18 protein-coding genes are annotated in these 15828 nt (G+C 68.7%); 9 read left to right on the top strand and 9 right to left on the bottom strand.

Annotated features, from left to right (window positions below):
- Nucleotides 1-50: 50 nt before the first annotated feature.
- Nucleotides 51-1541 carry an FAD-dependent oxidoreductase gene (locus tag BN3385_RS08940; protein ID WP_059016175.1) on the bottom strand — a complete coding sequence of 497 codons (1491 nt, stop codon included), beginning with the start codon at nucleotides 1539-1541 and terminating at the stop codon, nucleotides 51-53.
- Nucleotides 1542-1607: 66 nt separating this feature from the next.
- On the opposite strand from BN3385_RS08940, the gene BN3385_RS28545 reads away from it, so the two are divergent.
- The 3 genes from BN3385_RS28545 (at nucleotide 1608) to mbp1 (ending at nucleotide 2303) form a co-directional block, all read left to right on the top strand.
- Nucleotides 1608-1781 carry a hypothetical protein gene (locus BN3385_RS28545; protein WP_197415148.1) on the top strand — a complete coding sequence of 58 codons (174 nt, stop codon included), beginning with the start codon at nucleotides 1608-1610 and terminating at the stop codon, nucleotides 1779-1781.
- Nucleotides 1782-1864: 83 nt separating this feature from the next.
- Nucleotides 1865-2050, top strand: coding sequence for a Rho termination factor N-terminal domain-containing protein (locus BN3385_RS28070; protein ID WP_156432646.1), 186 nt, complete (start codon nucleotides 1865-1867; stop codon nucleotides 2048-2050).
- A 13-nt stretch (nucleotides 2051-2063) separates the two neighbouring features.
- On the top strand, nucleotides 2064-2303 hold the full coding sequence (mbp1, locus tag BN3385_RS08935) for a microaggregate-binding protein 1 (RefSeq protein WP_059016174.1): 240 nt from the start codon (nucleotides 2064-2066) through the stop codon (nucleotides 2301-2303).
- A 56-nt stretch (nucleotides 2304-2359) separates the two neighbouring features.
- Here mbp1 and BN3385_RS08930 read toward each other — a convergent pair whose 3' ends face one another.
- Both BN3385_RS08930 and BN3385_RS08925 read right to left on the bottom strand, forming a co-directional pair.
- Nucleotides 2360-2686, bottom strand: a complete 327-nt coding sequence (locus BN3385_RS08930; RefSeq protein WP_059016173.1) for an ArsR/SmtB family transcription factor — start codon at nucleotides 2684-2686, stop codon at nucleotides 2360-2362.
- Entirely contained in the window at nucleotides 2686-3108 is a 423-nt protein-coding gene (locus BN3385_RS08925) for an SRPBCC domain-containing protein (protein ID WP_059016172.1), read from the bottom strand. Before BN3385_RS08925 ends, BN3385_RS08930 begins: the two co-directional genes overlap by 1 nt.
- Before the next feature lie 127 nt (nucleotides 3109-3235).
- Here BN3385_RS08925 and BN3385_RS08920 point away from each other — a divergent pair, with 127 nt between their 5' ends.
- The 3 genes from BN3385_RS08920 to BN3385_RS08910 are packed head-to-tail and all read left to right on the top strand — an operon-like array spanning nucleotide 3236 to nucleotide 6938.
- Nucleotides 3236-4069, top strand: a complete 834-nt coding sequence (locus BN3385_RS08920) for an FAD binding domain-containing protein (RefSeq protein WP_059016171.1) — start codon at nucleotides 3236-3238, stop codon at nucleotides 4067-4069.
- Complete coding sequence (locus tag BN3385_RS08915) at nucleotides 4066-4653, top strand: 2Fe-2S iron-sulfur cluster-binding protein (RefSeq protein WP_059016170.1); 588 nt, start codon at nucleotides 4066-4068, stop codon at nucleotides 4651-4653. Before BN3385_RS08920 ends, BN3385_RS08915 begins: the two co-directional genes overlap by 4 nt.
- A 23-nt stretch (nucleotides 4654-4676) precedes the next feature.
- Complete coding sequence (locus BN3385_RS08910) at nucleotides 4677-6938, top strand: xanthine dehydrogenase family protein molybdopterin-binding subunit (RefSeq protein ID WP_502688044.1); 2262 nt, start codon at nucleotides 4677-4679, stop codon at nucleotides 6936-6938.
- On the opposite strand, the gene BN3385_RS08905 is transcribed toward BN3385_RS08910, so the two are convergent.
- The 3 genes from BN3385_RS08905 to BN3385_RS08895 form a co-directional block, all read right to left on the bottom strand.
- Nucleotides 6883-7560: a sensor domain-containing protein gene (locus tag BN3385_RS08905; protein WP_059016169.1), complete on the bottom strand. Its 678-nt coding sequence runs from the start codon at nucleotides 7558-7560 to the stop codon at nucleotides 6883-6885. The genes BN3385_RS08910 and BN3385_RS08905 overlap by 56 nt on opposite strands.
- A 10-nt stretch (nucleotides 7561-7570) precedes the next feature.
- Nucleotides 7571-8935: an L-lysine 6-transaminase gene (gene lat / locus BN3385_RS08900; RefSeq protein WP_059016168.1), complete on the bottom strand. Its 1365-nt coding sequence runs from the start codon at nucleotides 8933-8935 to the stop codon at nucleotides 7571-7573.
- Nucleotides 8936-9096: 161 nt separating this feature from the next.
- On the bottom strand, nucleotides 9097-9570 hold the full coding sequence (locus BN3385_RS08895; RefSeq protein WP_059016167.1) for an Lrp/AsnC family transcriptional regulator: 474 nt from the start codon (nucleotides 9568-9570) through the stop codon (nucleotides 9097-9099).
- Between the two features lie 30 nt (nucleotides 9571-9600).
- On the opposite strand from BN3385_RS08895, the gene hglS reads away from it, so the two are divergent.
- Both hglS and amaB read left to right on the top strand, forming a co-directional pair.
- Complete coding sequence (gene hglS / locus BN3385_RS08890; protein WP_059016166.1) at nucleotides 9601-10845, top strand: 2-oxoadipate dioxygenase/decarboxylase; 1245 nt, start codon at nucleotides 9601-9603, stop codon at nucleotides 10843-10845.
- Entirely contained in the window at nucleotides 10842-12395 is a 1554-nt protein-coding gene (amaB, locus tag BN3385_RS08885; RefSeq protein WP_059016165.1) for an L-piperidine-6-carboxylate dehydrogenase, read from the top strand. Before hglS ends, amaB begins: the two co-directional genes overlap by 4 nt.
- 35 nt (nucleotides 12396-12430) lie before the next feature.
- Here the strand turns inward: amaB and BN3385_RS08880 are convergent, their stop codons facing one another.
- On the bottom strand, nucleotides 12431-13696 hold the full coding sequence (locus BN3385_RS08880) for a nucleotide disphospho-sugar-binding domain-containing protein (protein WP_059016164.1): 1266 nt from the start codon (nucleotides 13694-13696) through the stop codon (nucleotides 12431-12433).
- Between the two features lie 99 nt (nucleotides 13697-13795).
- Here BN3385_RS08880 and BN3385_RS08875 point away from each other — a divergent pair, with 99 nt between their 5' ends.
- Nucleotides 13796-14443 (top strand): TetR/AcrR family transcriptional regulator, encoded by a 648-nt coding sequence (locus BN3385_RS08875; RefSeq protein WP_231748667.1) that lies wholly within the window; start codon nucleotides 13796-13798, stop codon nucleotides 14441-14443.
- On the opposite strand, the gene BN3385_RS08870 is transcribed toward BN3385_RS08875, so the two are convergent.
- Together BN3385_RS08870 and BN3385_RS08865 are read right to left on the bottom strand one after the other, a co-directional pair.
- Nucleotides 14440-15543, bottom strand: coding sequence for an epoxide hydrolase family protein (locus tag BN3385_RS08870; RefSeq protein WP_059016162.1), 1104 nt, complete (start codon nucleotides 15541-15543; stop codon nucleotides 14440-14442). The genes BN3385_RS08875 and BN3385_RS08870 overlap by 4 nt on opposite strands.
- A complete protein-coding gene (locus BN3385_RS08865) occupies nucleotides 15540-15803 on the bottom strand; it encodes a hypothetical protein (protein ID WP_059016161.1) in 264 nt (87 codons plus the stop codon). Before BN3385_RS08865 ends, BN3385_RS08870 begins: the two co-directional genes overlap by 4 nt.
- Nucleotides 15804-15828 lie beyond the last annotated feature (25 nt).

The raw sequence follows: 15828 nt of genomic DNA, 5'->3' as shown, positions 1-15828 counted from the left end.
CGAAGGGGCGTACCCGGGGGTGCAGCGGCTAAACGTTGCCCAGGCGTGGCTCATTGGGACAGGCTGCGGCTGGCGGGCCCTTCCAGCACGGCGCCATCCGGCCCGAAGCGCGATCCATGGAGCGGACAATCCCACGATTTCTCGGCATCGTTCCAGGCCAGAATGCCGCCGAGATGGGTGCATACCGGGGACACGCAGCGCTCGACACCGTCGACCACGCTGCGCGCTTCCATATGCCAGGGCGGCCCGCTGACCACACCGGCACCCTCGGTCAGGTGACCATCGCGGCGGGCCATCGGTGTCACCCAACCGGCCGCCAGGTGCCAGCCAACCTCCAGATTGGTCTTGATCGCCGTGGTGATGCCGGTGAGCTCGTGGGTGCTCCAGCTGTCGAAGGCCTGCCCCCAGCGGGCCGGCTCGCTGCCGAGAATCCGCTTGGCCAGCAGCAGGCCGGCGGCCACCCCGTTGGTCATGCCCCATTTCGCGAAGCCGGTCGCCACGAAGAAGTGGTCGCTGCCGGGCAGCAGCGGCCCGACGTAGGGCAGTTCGTCGATAGCGACGTAGTCCTGGGCCGACCAGTAGTGGGTGGGTTCAGCACCGGGAAAGTAGCGCTTGGCCCACCCGACGAGTTCGTCGTAGGAGGTCCGCGGGCTGTCCTTACGGCCGACGGTATGGCCGGCCCCGCCGACGATGAGCCGGTCACCCTCGGTGGTGCGCGCGTAGCGCACCGATCGGCTCGGCTCGTCGGTGGACAGCATCATCGGGCGTGGCACCCCACCGGGCACATCGAAGGCCACGCAGTAGGACCTGGCCGGGTGTAGCCGGGCGAAGAACGCACCCCTATCCAGGATCGGGGTGCCGGTGGCCAGCACGCACTGATCGGCGTGCGCGATCCGTTCGGCACCGTCGGCGTCCCGTAAGGCCAGGCGGACCCGGCCACTGGCCGTTGATGCCGCATGCACCCGATGCCCCGTGACCAGCCGGCCGCCGCGGTCGCGCAACTCGGCGATCAGCGCGTCGAGGAACGGCATCGGATCGAACTGGATCTGGCCAGCGAGCCGCACTCCACCGACGAAGGGGAACGGGACATCGAGGCGGTCCACCCACTCCACGCCTAGACCGGCCGCCTGTGCCGTCTCGAATTCCGCACGGGCGGAGGGCAATCCACGATCAGACTGGGCATAGGTGTAGGCATCCTCGTACTGCAGGTCGACGCCACGCTCCCCGCAGTACTGGGCCAGCCAGGCCTGCCCTTCGGTGTTGCCCTCGACGTACTGACGCACCAGATCCAGGGAATGACGCCGGGAGATCGTCGAGAGCCTGGTGCCCTGCAGCAGGCTGACCTTGGCGGTGGTGTTTCCGGTGGTGACCGCACCGGGGGTGCGTGCTTCGATCACCACCACGCGCTTGCCGCCACGGGCCAGCAGGACCGCCGTCACCAGCCCGGTGATTCCGGCTCCCACGACGGCAACTTCCGCGTTGGGCACCTCGGCGGTATCGGTCCGGTGATCCTGGGCGCGGTCGAGCCACAATGACGTCATGGCCACCGCGATACCCGCGCTGCAGTCGGTGAAACCGGCACCCGGGTGCGGGTACGTTGGCCGGTGATGAGTGATTCCATTCCGGACGAGGTTCCCGTCGCCGATGCCGTCGAGCAGCGCGCCGACGTGGTGGAACCCGAACCCCTGGACGACTCCGACCGGCCGCTGGAGAGCAACGAATCAGACTGGCATGACCAGCGCCTGGTCGTCGAGGATCCTGACCAGGACGAACTCCGCTAGTCAGGGAAATGTTTGACCCCTGTAGCCAAGTGGGTACAGGCCTTTGCGAGGTACCTGGTAATCCTCAGCAAAGGGGGTAGGAGATGTCGAACATCGCAATGGCGAACAGGACGGGTGCAGACGACATCCGCTTCTTTCGCCCCAGCCGGTCCTGCGCTTACGAGGGGTGGACCGTCGCCGAGCTCAAGAAGAGGGCGAAGCAGCTCGGAATCTCGGGGTATTCCGGACTGAGCAAGGAAAAGCTGATCTCACTGATCCGCAGCTACTGATCCGAAGGAAAACATGTCTGACGACAACAACAGCGGTCCCGCCGAAGCCATCAAGGGCGTCGTCGAGGACGTCAAGGGCAAGGCCAAGGAAGCCGTCGGTACGGTGACCGGCCGCAATGACCTCGTCAACGAGGGCAAGGCCCAGCAGGACAAGGCCGAGGCGCAGCGCGAAGCTGCCAAGAAAGAGGCCGAGGCCGAGGCTGCCCGTGCGGGCGCCAAGGCCGCCGAGGCGCGCCAGAAGGCCAACCAGTAGAAGGTCTCGCAGTCCAAAGGCCCGGCTTCGGCCGGGCCTTTGGCATCTGTCAGCACCTAGAGGGAGCCCTCCGCGATGCGCTTGATGGCCGCCAGCCTGCGGTCCCAGACCCGGCCCAGCCTGTCGAGCTCGGCGCCGAGCGCCGACAACCGGGCGCCGAGCGCCCGGTACCGGATCTCCCGGCCGACGGGCACCGGCTCCACCAGGCCGGCAGCCGCCAATGTCGCGAGATGTTTGGCGATGGCCTGCCTGCTCACCGGCAGTCGGGCCGCCAGTGCGCTCGCGGACAGATCCTCCCGGCCCAGTGCAGTGAGGATCTGCCAGCGGGTCTCGTCGGCCAGCACCGCGAGCACGGCCGGGACCTCATCGAGTTCGCGGTTCATCAGCGGGTCAGGTAGTCGACCAGGTCGCCCAGTTCGGCCGTCCAGCCTTCGGAGTTGCCGTCGTGGTGGCCCCGCGGATCATCGAGGTCCTCGAAACCGGTCTCGACCAGGGTGAGGCGGGTTCCGCCGGAGATCGGCTCGAGATCGAAGCGCACCAGGGTGGAGTTGCCCACCACGGGGTCGACGTCGCGCTCACGGGCCCACCGGTACACCAGGGTCTTGAGTTCCTCGACGTGCTCGACGATCACCCGGAAGGTGCCGTGTCCTTCCCAGCCGAAAGCACCGTGACCGCCTTCTTCTGCGACGAATTCAGCGGTATCGCCGAACCATTCGGCAATCAGGTTCGGTTCGGTCAATGCGCGCCACACCTTCTCGACGGGCGCGGAGATATCGATCGTGCGGGTGATGTCCAGAGTGGTCACGGGGTCTCCCAGAGGTCAGCGGATGTGCAACTACACAGTTGCATACGCCTCCTGCTTGTGCAACCCCCAAGTTGCACTGGGAGGGCTTGCGCATGCGCACCGCCGCCGCGGCGTCTACGTTTTGGACGTGGATCTTCCCACGGTCGAGGTCGTCGACATCCCGACGCGCCGCGCCGACGTGTGGCCGCTGGGCCCCGGCGACGCGGTGCTGGCGGGTGGGACCTGGCTGTTCTCCGAGCCGCAGCCACACCTGCGCCGTCTGATCGACATCACCGCCCTGGGCTGGGAGCCGGTCCTGTTGAGCGACAACGGAATCGAGATCGCCGCCACCTGCACCGTCGAACAGATCGCGCAGCTGTCCGCACAGCTGCCCGAGCAGCGTCCGGACTGGACATCCGCTCCGCTGTTCCGCCAGTGCGCGGGCGCGCTGAAGGCGTCGTTCAAGGTGTGGAAGACCGCCACTGTGGGCGGCAACCTCTGCTTGTCATTCCCGGCAGGTTCGATGATCTCGTTGTGCAGCGCCCTGGACGGCGAGGTGCTGATCTGGCGTGCCGACGGCACCGAACACCGGATGCCGTTGGTGGACTTCGTCACCGGTGCCGCGACCAATCGGCTGGCGCCCGGCGAGGTCCTGCGCTCCGTGCATCTGCCCGCGGCGGCGTTGCGGGCGCAGACCGCCTACCGCAAGATCGCGCCGTCGACGCTCGGACGGTCCGGCGTGGTGGTGATCGGCCGGCGCGACACACCCGCCGACGGGGGCGCCACCGTGGTCTCGGTGACCGGTGCGACCGTGCGGCCCTATGTCTTCACCTTTCCCTCCCCGCCTGCTGAGGAGGATCTGCGCGCGGCCCACGCCGAAGTGCCCCCCGACCAGTGGACCGATGACGCGCATGGCGACCCGGACTGGCGGGCCGCCATGGCGCTGCTGCTGGCCCGCGAGGTGACGGCCGAACTCGCATGATCAGGATCAACGGCACCGAGCAGACCGACCCGCCCCGGCCGGGTCAGTGTCTGCGCACGTATCTTCGCGAGCACGGCCATTTCGAGGTCAAGAAGGGCTGCGACGCCGGTGACTGCGGAGCCTGCTCGGTGCTGATCGACGGTGAACCGGCCCATTCGTGCATCGTTCCCGCCTACCGCGTCGAGGGCCGCGACGTCACCACGGTCGCCGGGCTGGGTACCCCCGAGGATCTGCATCCGGTGCAGCGCCGCTTCGTGGAAGCCGGTGGATTCCAGTGCGGGTTCTGCACCGCCGGGATGGTCGTCACCGCTTCGGTGCTGGCTGATGACGCCGACCTGCCCGAGCAGCTCAAGGGAAACCTGTGCCGCTGCACGGGATATCGCTCGATCGTCGACGCCCTGGCGGGTACGACGAATACCGAGAAACCGGCACAGGCTGCCGACGTCGGACGGTCGGTGAGCCCACCCGCCGCAGTTCGGGTGGTGACCGGCACCGAGCGCTACACCATGGACTTCGAGCCCGACGAGCCGCTGCTGCATCTGGCGGTGCTCGGCAGCCCGCTGCCGCCGTCGGCCGGTCGGTGAGCCCCCCCGCCGCAGTTCGGGTGGTGACCGGCACCGAGCGCTACACCATGGACTTCGAGCCCGACGAGCCGCTGCTGCATCTGGCGGTGCTCGGCAGCCCGCTGCCGCATGCCCGCATCATGTCGATCGACACCGTGGCCGCCGAGGCCATTCCCGGCGTGCGACTGGTCCTCACCCATCGCGACAGCCCGCCGGTCGCCTTCTCCACCGCGCGGCACGAACTGCGTGAGGACGACCCCGACGACACCCGCATCCTCGATGACACGGTGCGCTTCGTCGGCCAACGGGTGGCGGCGGTGGTGGCCGACAGCGTCGCGATCGCCGAAAGCGCCTGCCGGGCCATCGTCGTCGACTACGAACCGCTGCCCGCGGTGTTCGATCCGGATCGCGCCCGTCAGGACGGGGCGCCGCTGCTGCACGGTGACAAAGGCCCCGGGGCGCGGATCGCCGACCCCGGCCGCAACATCGTCGGCGAAGTGCACGGCGAGGTAGGCGACGTCGAGGCTGCGCTCGCCGCCACCCGCGCCGCTGGCGGCGTGGTGGTCACCGGCCGCTACACCACCGCCCGGGTACAGCACACCCACCTAGAGACCCACGGCTGCACCGGTTGGCGAGATGATCAGGGCCGCTTGGTGATTCGCAGCAGCACGCAGGTGCCGTTCCTGGTTCGCGACGAGCTGTGTCATATCTTCGGTCTGCCCCGCGACGGCGTTGCCGTGTTCACCGCTCGGGTGGGCGGCGGGTTCGGCGCCAAACAGGAGATGCTGACCGAGGATCTGGTGGCACTGGCGGTGCTGCGGCTGGGACGCCCGGTGCGCTACGAGTTCAGCAGGAGCGACCAGTTCACCATCGCCCCGTGCCGCCATCCCTATCGGGTCGACGTCACGGCCGCGGCCGGCCCCGACGGGGTGCTGACCGCGCTGGCGATCGACGTCCTGTCCGATGCCGGGGCATACGGCAATCACAGTGTGGGCGTGCTGCTTCACAGCTGCGGTGAATCGCTGGCCGTGTACCGGTGCCCGAACAAGAAGGTCGATGCGCAGGCGGTGTACACCAATCACCTGCCGTCGGGAGCGTTCCGCGGCTACGGCCTTGGCCAGGTGATCTTCGCTATCGAAAGCGCCCTCGACGAGGTGGCCGGCCAGCTCGGCATCGATCCATTCGACCTGCGCCGCCGCAACGTCGTCGTACCCGGCGACGATTTCGTCGACTGGCATGTCGTCTCCGACGACCTCACGTTCGGCAGCTACGGACTGGACCAGTGCCTGGATCTGGCACAGGACGCACTGCGCCGTGGCAACGGCGTCGAGCCGCCGCCGGGTGCAGCGTGGCGCGTCGGCGAGGGAATGGCCGTGGCGATGATCGCCACCATCCCGCCCCGCGGGCACCGTGCCGAGGCCTCAGTAGCGGTGAATCCTGAAGGCCGGTATGTGGTTTCAGTGGGGACCGCCGAGTTCGGCAATGGCACGTCGACAGTGCACACCCAGTTGGCCGCCACCGCGCTGGCCACCACATCCGAGCGCATCGACCTGCATCAGTCCGACACCGATGCCACCGGTTACGACACCGGTGCCTTCGGCTCGGCAGGCACCGTCGTGGCGGGTACCGCGCTGCTGCGGGCTTGCCAGGAACTGAAGCTCACCATCGTGGCCGCCGCCTCCGGGATCACCGGGGTGCCGGGGTCGGAGTGCACGCTCGGCCCGCACGGGGTGCAGTGCGGGCAGCAGTTCGTTGGCTTCGCCGACCTGCTCGACCGCGGCCCATTGCAGGCCACCGGGCATCACGACGGGTCACCACGCTCGGTGGCCTTCAACGTGCACGCGTTCCGCGTCGCGGTGAACGTCGAAACGGGACAGGTCCGCATCCTGCAGTCCATCCAGGCGGCCGACGCAGGCGTGGTGATCAACCCTGAACAGTGCCGCGGACAGGTCGAAGGCGGTGCGGCACAGGCGATCGGCTCGGCGTTGTTCGAGGAGATGCGCATCGGCCCGGACGGCGCCGTCACCACAGATGCGTTGCGTAACTACCACATTCCGCAGCTGGCCGACCTTCCGGTCACCGAGGTGTACTTTGCCGACACGGTCGACGAACTGGGTCCGTTGGGCGCCAAGTCGATGAGCGAGTCGCCCTACAACCCGGTAGCGCCCGCCCTGGCCAATGCGATCGCCGACGCGTGCGGCGCCCGGCTTCGCGCCCTGCCGATGACACCGGCCCGGGTCTGGCGAGCGCTCAGCGACCCGACAGCTCCCACACCGTCGCCGACATCCGGTCGGTCATCCTGGTGACGGTCAGCTGTCCGCCGTCGTCACCCTGACAGGCCATCGCCTGCACGATCGCGTTATTGCGCAGCCGCGCTTCGCCGTAGCAGGTCCAGTCGAACGGGATGGCCAGCTGTGACTTGCTCCAGCGCACGGTGTCGGCGTTGATCTCGGGGACGGTGAACTTCCAGGCGGCATCGCCGCCGATGCTCAGTGCACGCTGGCCGTCGCACGCTTTCGCACTCTTGGTTCCGGTGGTGAATTGCGTTGCGGCGGAGTGTGCGTCGGGGTAGACGGCGACGGCTTCGGCCACCACGTGGTCGTGTTTGTCACCGTCGGTGAACAGCATGACATGAAAGCCCGACCACGTGTCACCGAGGAAAGCCGCCATTCCCGCGGCGTCGAGCGCCGAGCACGCCGGGAACGCTGACGATCCGGAGATCGGGCGGGCCTGGTCGGCGTCGGTCTGTAGCTTCACCCCGACCATGTCCCGCAATTGCGCCGGACTGATCATCACCTGATCGGTGTCGTCGGCCCGCAACGGCTGGATGGCCTGAGCCGGGTTGGACACCGGGCTGCCGGCAACGGTGTGCGCGCATCCGGCGAGCACCACCGCTGCCAATCCGACGAGCAGCACCGGCAGTCGCATACCGGAAATGCTAGACCGCGGCGCGCAACACCTCGCGGACCGTGGCCACCGCGCGGTCCAGTTCGGCCGGGGTGACGGTGAGGGCGGGGCGGAAGCGGACGCTGTCCGGACCGCTGCCGAGCATGATCACGCCACGCTCCCACAACGCGGCGAGTAGGGCGTCGCGGTCCGCAGTGGTGGGCAGGCTGAACGCGCACATCAGTCCGCGGCCGCGCACGTCGCGCACCACGTCGGGCACTTCGTGGGCCAGGTCCTGCAGCGCGGCCAGCAGCCGCTCCCCCATCCGGGCGGTATGCGCCAGCAGGCCGTCGGCCTCGATCACCTCGAGGATCCGGCGCGAGCGCACCATGTCGACCAGGTTGCCGCCCCAGGTCGAATTGATCCGCGAGCTCACCGCGAACACGTTGTCGGCCACCTCGTCGACCCGGCGGCCGGCCATCACGCCGCACACCTGGGTTTTCTTGCCGAAGGCGACGACATCGGGGGTGAAGCCGAGCTGCTGGTAAGCCCATGGGGTGCCGGTGATTCCGCAGCCGGTCTGCACCTCGTCGGCGATCATCAGCGCGTCGAACTCGTCGCAGAGCTCGCGCATCGCGGCGAAGAACTGGGGCCGGAAGTGCCGGTCGCCGCCCTCGCCCTGGATGGGTTCGGCGATGAAACAGGCGATGTCGTGCGGGTGGGCCTCGAATGCCGCGCGGGCCTGTCGCAGCGACTCGGCTTCCACGGCGTCCATATCGGCGCCGGGCCGCACATAGGGCGCGTCGATCCGCGGCCAGTCGAACTTCGGGAACCGCGCCACCTTGTTGGGGTCGGTGTTGGTCAGCGACAGGGTGTAACCGCTGCGGCCGTGGAACGCGCCGCGCAGATGCAGGACCCGGGTGCCCAGCTCGGGGTCGATGCCGCGGGCTTCGTTGTGCCGGCTCTTCCAGTCGAAGGCGACCTTGAGCGCGTTCTCGACCGCGAGCGCGCCGCCGTCGACGAAGAACAGGTGCGGCAGCGCCGGGTCGCCGAGCACCCGGGCGAACGTCTCGACGAAGCGCGCCATCGGCACGGTGTAGACATCGGAGTTGGACGGCTTGTTGATGGCGGCCTGCAGCAGGTCGGCGCGGAACTGCTCGTCGTGCGCCAGCGCTGGGTGGTTCATCCCCAGCGCCGAGGACGCGAAGAAGGTGAACATGTCGAGATAGTGCTTGCCGTCGCGGGCGTCGACCAGGTGCGCGCCGGTCGAGCGGTCGAGGTCGAGCACCAGATCCAGGCCGTCGGCCAGGATGCTGCGGGCCAGCACGGCATGCACCGCAGAAGGTTCGACGGCACTGGCGCTGGGGGCAGCAGATGCCGGCGATACAAGGTCGTCACGCGACAAGAGTTCCGTCATTAGGCGATCCTATCGTAATTTTTACGCTTTTCTAGCATGCCGAGCGCATATTTTCCTATCACAGCCCGACCCGAGGGGCACGCCGGAGCCGCGCGGGGATTAACTCGCCGCACGCGACCGACAACAGGAAGAAACGGGCCATCAAGCCCTACAGACCGGAACTATTCCGGCAGATACACGCGTTCGCTGTAAAATGTGTTTAGAATGATCGTGCTTCGAGTGCGTACGTTCGCGGCGGTACGGATCTGCTGCAGCAGCGTTTCCAGATCCCGCGGGGACTCGACGCGCACGAACAGGATGTAGCTCTCCTCGCCGGCCACCGAGTAGCAGGCCTCGATTTCGGCAATGTGTTCCAGGCGGGCGGGCGCATCATCAGGTTGAGACGGATCGAGAGGGGTGATGGCGACGAACGCCGAGAGCATCTGTCCGAACGCTTCGGGGTCGACGCGGGCGCTGTACCCGGTCACCACGCCGCGCGCCTCCAGCCGCCGCACCCTCGATTGCACCGCCGACACCGACAGCCCCGTCGTGGTGGCCAGGTGTGCCAGCGTGGCCCTGCCGTCGACGACCAACTCCCGCACCAGGGTGCGATCGATGTCGTCGAGGCCGTGGGCCGGCTCCGCGGTGTCCGCCATGGCCGCACACTATCTGACCGGAGGCGCCCGATGAGCGCACCCAAGCTCGAATGCTGGCAGCTGCGCACCCGGTTCGCGGCCGCGCTCTCGGCGATGTACGGCGCCGAGGTACCGGCCTACACCACCCTGGTCGAGGTCAGCGAAGCCGTGAACCGCGACTATGTCGCCGCCCATCCCGAAGCCGAACGGCTCGGCTCATTGCAACGGGTGACCGCCGAACGGCACGGCGCGATCCGGGTCGGTAGCCCGGCCGAATTGGCTGATGTCGCAGACCTGTTCGCTGCGTTCGGCATGTACCCGGTGGGCTTCTACGACCTGCGTGACGCCGCCTCGCCGGTGCCGGTGGTCTCCACGGTGTTCCGGCCCATCGAGTCCCGGGAGTTGGGCCGCAACCCGTTTCGGGTGTTCACCTCGATGCTGGCCACCCGCGACGCCCGGTTCTTCGACGACGATCTGCGGAACCGCGTCGAGACGTTCCTCGGCACCCGGCAGCTGTTCGACCCCGCACTGATCGCCCAGGCCCGCCAGATCGCGGCCGACGGCGGCTGCCCGGCCGAAGCCGGCGAAGACTTCGTCGCGCGGGCGGTGGCGTCGTTCGCGCTGTCCGCCGAGCCCGTCGACCGGGCCTGGTACAACGAGCTCACCGCCATCTCGGCGGTGGCCGCCGACATTGCCGGCGTGCGCACCACCCATATCAATCACCTCACCCCGCGCGTGTTGGATATCGACGACCTCTACCGGCGGATGACGCAGCGCGGCATCGAGATGATCGACGCCATCCAGGGCCCGCCCCGGTGGGCCGGACCCGATGTGTTGTTGCGCCAGACATCGTTTCGCGCGCTGGCCGAGCCGCGGCGCTTCCGCGAGGCCGACGGCTCTGTCACCGAGAGCACGCTGCGGGTGCGTTTCGGTGAGGTCGAGGCCCGCGGCGTGGCTCTCACCCGCAAGGGCCGGGAGCGTTTCGATGCCGCGATGTCGGCGCCCGATCCGGCCGCGGTGTGGGGCGACTACTTCCCGGACAACGACGCCGAGATGGCGTCTCAGGGGCTGGCCTACTACCACCGGGGCGACCCCACTTCGCCGGTGGTCTACGAGGACTTCCTGCCCGCCTCGGCGGCGGGTATCTTCCGATCCAATCTGGACGCCGATACCGAGGCCGCCGCGGTGGCCGACCGGTCCGGCTACACCCTCGACTGGATGGCCGAGGCGATCGGCCGTCCCATTCACGATCCCTACGACCTCTACGACGCGACAGCCCAGGAGCCGCCCGCATGAGCACCACCACCGCCACCGCCCTGCCCACTCTCACCGACCTCCAGGACCGGGTGCGGCGCGCCTTCGACGCCATCGGCGCGCATGTCACGCTGGCCGAACCGGGCGCTCACGGCCTGCAGGCGAGCACACCGCTGACCGGGGATGTCCTGTTCACCGTGACCGAGGCCAGCACCGCTGACGCAGAGCTCGCGATCACCGAAGCGGCACAAGCATTTTCGACCTGGCGCACCACCCCGGGGCCGGTGCGTGGTCAGCTGGTCGCCCGGCTGGGCGAGCTGCTGCGCGAGCACAAGGCCGATCTGGCCACGCTGGTGACCATCGAGGCCGGCAAGATCACCTCCGAGGCCCTCGGTGAGGTCCAGGAGATGATCGACATCTGCGAGTTCGCCGTCGGGCTGTCCCGTCAGCTCTACGGCCGCACCATCGCCTCCGAGCGGCCCGGCCACCGGCTGATGGAGACCTGGCATCCGCTCGGTGTCGTCGGCGTCATCACCGCCTTCAACTTCCCGGTGGCGGTGTGGGCGTGGAACGCCGCGGTCGCCCTGGTGTGCGGTGACACCGTGGTGTGGAAGCCCTCCGATCTCACCCCGCTGACCGCGATCGCCTGCCAGGCGCTGATCGAACGGGCCGCCGCCGACGTGGGTGCGCCCACCGCGGTGAGCCGGCTGGTGCAGGGTGGCCGCGAGGTGGGCGAATTGCTGGTGGACGATCCGCGGGTGGCGCTGGTGTCGGCGACCGGGTCGGTGCGGATGGGCCGGCAGGTCGGGCCCCGCGTCGCCGAGCGGTTCGGTCGGGTGCTGCTGGAACTCGGCGGCAACAACGCGGCCGTCGTCACCCCCTCGGCCGATCTGGATCTCGCGGTACGTGGCATCGTCTTCTCCGCCGCCGGCACCGCGGGCCAGCGCTGCACCACGCTGCGCCGGCTGATCGTGCATTCCTCGATCGCCGACACTGTGGTGGACCGGATCGCGGCCGCCTACCGCAGCCTGCCCATCGGGGATCCGTCCGCCGAGGGCACCCTGATCGGCCCGCTGATCCACGAGACCGCCTACCGCGACATGGTGGGCGCCCTGGAGCAGGCCCGCGCCAACGGTGGTGAGGTCATCGGCGGCGAGCGTCACCACATCGGTGGGGATAGCGGCGAGGACGCCTTCTACGTCGCACCCGCGGTGGTGCGGATGCCCGCCCAGACCGACATCGTGCATAACGAGACCTTCGCACCGATCCTCTACGTGCTGACCTACGAGACCCTCGACGAGGCGATCGCCCTGAACAATGCGGTGCCGCAGGGCCTTTCCTCGGCCATCTTCACCACCGACGTGCGCGAGGCGGAGCGCTTCCTGGCCGCCGACGGCTCGGACTGCGGTATCGCCAACGTCAACATCGGCACTTCCGGCGCGGAAATCGGCGGGGCGTTCGGCGGCGAGAAGCAGACCGGCGGCGGCCGTGAGTCAGGGTCGGACTCCTGGAAGGCCTACATGCGGCGGGCCACCAACACGGTGAACTACTCCTCGGAACTGCCACTGGCCCAGGGCGTGCACTTCGGCTGAGCCGGTCTGCGCCGAGATCGACGTTCTGGCGCGATCTACTCGGACTTTCGCGGCGAAACGTTGGTTTGGGCGAGGCCGGGGGCGAGCAGTTGCTGCTCGATCAGGTCCGCACCTCTGGCCGCTCCCCCGGTCGCGGCGAAGCCGTCGGCCACCCGCCGGGCACCCTCGGCCATCCCCATCGCCTCGGACACCTTGGCACGCAACCGTTTCGGGGTGAGCTTCGCGGCGGGTAGCCGGGTGCCGCAGCGGGCCACCTCGACGCGCATGGCGACCTCCGGCTGATCCCGGCCGAAGGGAACCACACACACCGGCACCCCGCGGTCCAGCGCGCGCACAGTGGCACCCATCCCGCCGTGGGTGATCGCGCACACCGCACGGTCCAGCACCGGGCCGTGCGGAACATACTGCCGGACAGTGGCATTGGCGGGGACCACCAGATCCTCGGGTACGCCGGCAGGGAAGGTCGCGACCACGTGCACGGGTTCGTCGGCCAGGGCCTGCAGCGCCACCTCACCGAGGCGGGAATCGGCCTGCCGGATGGACGAGGTGGTGACCAGCACGATGGGATCGGAGATGCCCGCCAGCCAGTCCGGGGCCTGCGCATCGGTGTCCGACGCGCACGCCCCGATGAGGTGGACACGGTCACCCCAGTCCGGGTGCGGGTACTCGAACGGCTCGCCGCCGACGACGAGCATCAACGGCGCCCGGCGCAGGAACTCGTCGACCGAACGCACCGGCGGTGCCCCGACGCGTTCGCGCACCGCATTGAGCCGGGGCAGCATCGGGCGGTCCATCACCTGCCACACCACACCCCGCAGGATGCGGTCCCGCACCACTCCCACCGGACCGGACCACGGGCGCATCCCCGGCCCCACCGGCGGCACCCCCCGCGACCGCAGGAACGGGGTGAACGGGGAGAACACCGCCCACGGAATGTCACCGGCATCGGCGGCCGAAATCGCTCCCCAGCAGTTGGCGTCGAGGATCAGGGCGTCCGGCTTGACCTCGGCGATGGCCCGGGCCAGGTCGTCGACTTCCAGTTCGGCACGCCGGCACAGCACGTCGATCGTCATCTTCAGCACGCCGAAGACGCTGCGTGCGGTCCAGTCCGGGCTGGTGATGGCCTCGATCCGCGGATCGACCGGTGCGGAGTGCAAGCCCAGCCGTGCCCCGGTGGCCACCCCGGCCGCCGAGGTGCGCAGGTGGACGTCATGGCCCCGGTCGGCGAGTTCGCGCAGCAGCACACTTGCGGGCAGCAGATGCCCGAGTGCCGGGGCGCCGTACGCCAGAATCGTGGCCATAGACCTACCGCTTACCAGGTCTGGCCGAGCTTCGCTGCCGGGGCACGTCACACGTTCCTGATTCGTCAGCACCTGTTGTACATGTGTCAGTATGGGCGGGTGCCCAGCCCGCCCGCGCGCCGACGCCTGTCGCCTGCTGATCGGCGCAGCGAGCTGCTGACGCTGGGCGCCGAAGTCTTCGGGCAGCGGCCCTACGACGAGGTCCGCATCGACGAGATCGCCGAGCGGGCCGGGGTGTCACGGGCACTGATGTATCACTACTTCCCCGACAAGCGGGCGTTCTTCGCCGCGGTGGTCCGCGCCGAGAGTGAGCGGCTGTTCGAGGCCACCAGCACCCCGGCCGATGAGGGCCTGAGCCTGTTCGACCGGTTGCGGGCCGGAGTGCTGGCCTACATGCGCTACGACACCGAACATCCGCATGGTGCGTGGGCGGCCTACATCGGGATGGGCCGCACCGATCCGGTGCTGCGCGGCATCGACGACATCGACAACGAGCGCCAGACCCAGCGGATCATGGCGGCCGTCACCGATGCTGCCGGTGAGCTGGATTCCAAGGTGGAACGGGACCTGCGGGTCATCGTGTTCGGCTGGCTGGCTTTCACTTTCGAACTGTGCCGGCAGAGCATCCTTGACCCCTCCGTCGACGCCGACGGCCTGGCCGACCTGTGCGCCCACACCCTGCTCGACGCCATCGCCCGCATAACGGGGATTCCGGCCGCACTGACCGAGGCGGCGCAGCGCCGCTAGCTGACGGTGGCGAAGAAGGTCCGCACGTCCTCGACGAACAGTTCCGGCTGCTCGAAGGCGGCGAAGTGGCCACCGCGCGGCATATCGGTCCAGTGCGTGATGTTGTAGCGCGACTCGCACCAGTTACGCGGGCTGGGCACGATCTCCTTCGGGAACGCCGCCACCCCCGTCGGGACCGGCACCGGACCGCCATCGATCAGGTTCTTGAAGCTCTGCCAGTACAGCCGCGCCGAGGACGTGGCCGACGCCGTGGCCCAGTACAGCATCACGTTGTCGAGCATCTCGTCGCGGCTCAGCACGTTCTCGGGGTGGCCGTCACAATCAGTCCAGGCCCAGAACTTCTCCACGATCCAGGCCAGCTGGCCCACCGGCGAGTCGGTCAGTCCGTAGCCCAGGGTTTGCGGCCGGGTGGCCTGCTCCTCGGAATAGCCTGTGCCCCAACGAACGTGCTCACTCATCCGGGCATAGGCCGCTACCTCGGCCGGGGTGGGGTCCTGGCCGCTATCCCCACTCGGGAAGCCGAGCGGCATGTTGATGTGAATCGCGATGCAGCCCTGGCCGTTTCGGCCCATCTGCGCGGTGATCGCCGAACCCCAGTCGCCGCCCTGGGCACCGTAGCGGTCGTAGCCGAGCCGGGCCATCAGCGTGGCCCACGCCTCGGCGATCTTCTCCACCGACCAGCCGGTCCGGTCCGGCTTGCCGGAGAAGCCGTAGCCGGGCAGCGACGGACACACCACGTGGAAGTTCTCGGACAGCGGCTCGATCACCTTGTGGAACTCGACGATCGAGCCTGGCCAGCCATGCGTGATGATCAGCGGCAGCGCATCGGGATTCGATGACCGCTGATGAATGAAATGAATGTCCAGGCCGTCGATCTCGGTCAGGAAGTGATCGAAGCGGTTGAGCGCGGCCTCGCGGGCCCGCCAGTCGTACTCGTTGGCCCAGTAGCCGGCCAACTCACGGGTGTAGTCCAGTGGGATGCCCTGGCTCCAGTCCTCGACACACTCGCGCTCTGGCCAGCGGGTGCGGTTGAGGCGGTCGCGGAGGTCGGCGAGAACCTCGTCGGGAACCGCGATGCGGTACGGACGGACCGCGCTCACCAGAATCCGAACACCGGGAAGCCGTAGAACGGCTCCTCGCCGGCGAACTGCTGCGGTGTCGCGTTGATCTCGGTGTTGCCGGGGGTGGCGCACTCGGTGGTCTGGCCACCGCTGATCGCACTACCTTCCACGTTCACGCACTGCGGCAGAGTCGGCGGGGCGATGGTCGTGTCCGCGGCGGCGACAGGGGCGGCGAGCACCGCGGCCGCGACGCCGATCCCGGCGGCGGGGAGAAGCAAGAATCGACGAATCCGTGGCATGAGCGAATGGTACCGACTTCACGTG

The organism is Mycobacterium sp. M26 (genome assembly GCF_001494595.1).
Taxonomy (GTDB): Bacteria; Actinomycetota; Actinomycetes; order Mycobacteriales; family Mycobacteriaceae; genus Mycobacterium.
Note: the sequence above shows the minus strand (reverse complement) of the source record. Positions and strands in the feature narration are given on the sequence as shown.

Excerpts from the sequence above, each read along its gene's own strand:
- BN3385_RS08940 (WP_059016175.1), bottom strand. The coding sequence starts at position 1,541 with ATGACGTCATTGTGGCTCGACCGCGCCCAGGATCACCGGACCGATACC.
- BN3385_RS28545 (WP_197415148.1), top strand. The coding sequence starts at position 1,608 with ATGAGTGATTCCATTCCGGACGAGGTTCCCGTCGCCGATGCCGTCGAG.
- BN3385_RS28070 (WP_156432646.1), top strand. The coding sequence starts at position 1,865 with ATGTCGAACATCGCAATGGCGAACAGGACGGGTGCAGACGACATCCGC.
- mbp1 (WP_059016174.1), top strand. The coding sequence starts at position 2,064 with ATGTCTGACGACAACAACAGCGGTCCCGCCGAAGCCATCAAGGGCGTC.
- BN3385_RS08930 (WP_059016173.1), bottom strand. The coding sequence starts at position 2,686 with ATGAACCGCGAACTCGATGAGGTCCCGGCCGTGCTCGCGGTGCTGGCC.
- BN3385_RS08915 (WP_059016170.1), top strand. The coding sequence starts at position 4,066 with ATGATCAGGATCAACGGCACCGAGCAGACCGACCCGCCCCGGCCGGGT.
- BN3385_RS08905 (WP_059016169.1), bottom strand. The coding sequence starts at position 7,560 with ATGCGACTGCCGGTGCTGCTCGTCGGATTGGCAGCGGTGGTGCTCGCC.
- lat (WP_059016168.1), bottom strand. The coding sequence starts at position 8,935 with ATGACGGAACTCTTGTCGCGTGACGACCTTGTATCGCCGGCATCTGCT.
- BN3385_RS08895 (WP_059016167.1), bottom strand. The coding sequence starts at position 9,570 with ATGGCGGACACCGCGGAGCCGGCCCACGGCCTCGACGACATCGATCGC.
- hglS (WP_059016166.1), top strand. The coding sequence starts at position 9,601 with ATGAGCGCACCCAAGCTCGAATGCTGGCAGCTGCGCACCCGGTTCGCG.
- amaB (WP_059016165.1), top strand. The coding sequence starts at position 10,842 with ATGAGCACCACCACCGCCACCGCCCTGCCCACTCTCACCGACCTCCAG.
- BN3385_RS08880 (WP_059016164.1), bottom strand. The coding sequence starts at position 13,696 with ATGGCCACGATTCTGGCGTACGGCGCCCCGGCACTCGGGCATCTGCTG.
- BN3385_RS08865 (WP_059016161.1), bottom strand. The coding sequence starts at position 15,803 with ATGCCACGGATTCGTCGATTCTTGCTTCTCCCCGCCGCCGGGATCGGC.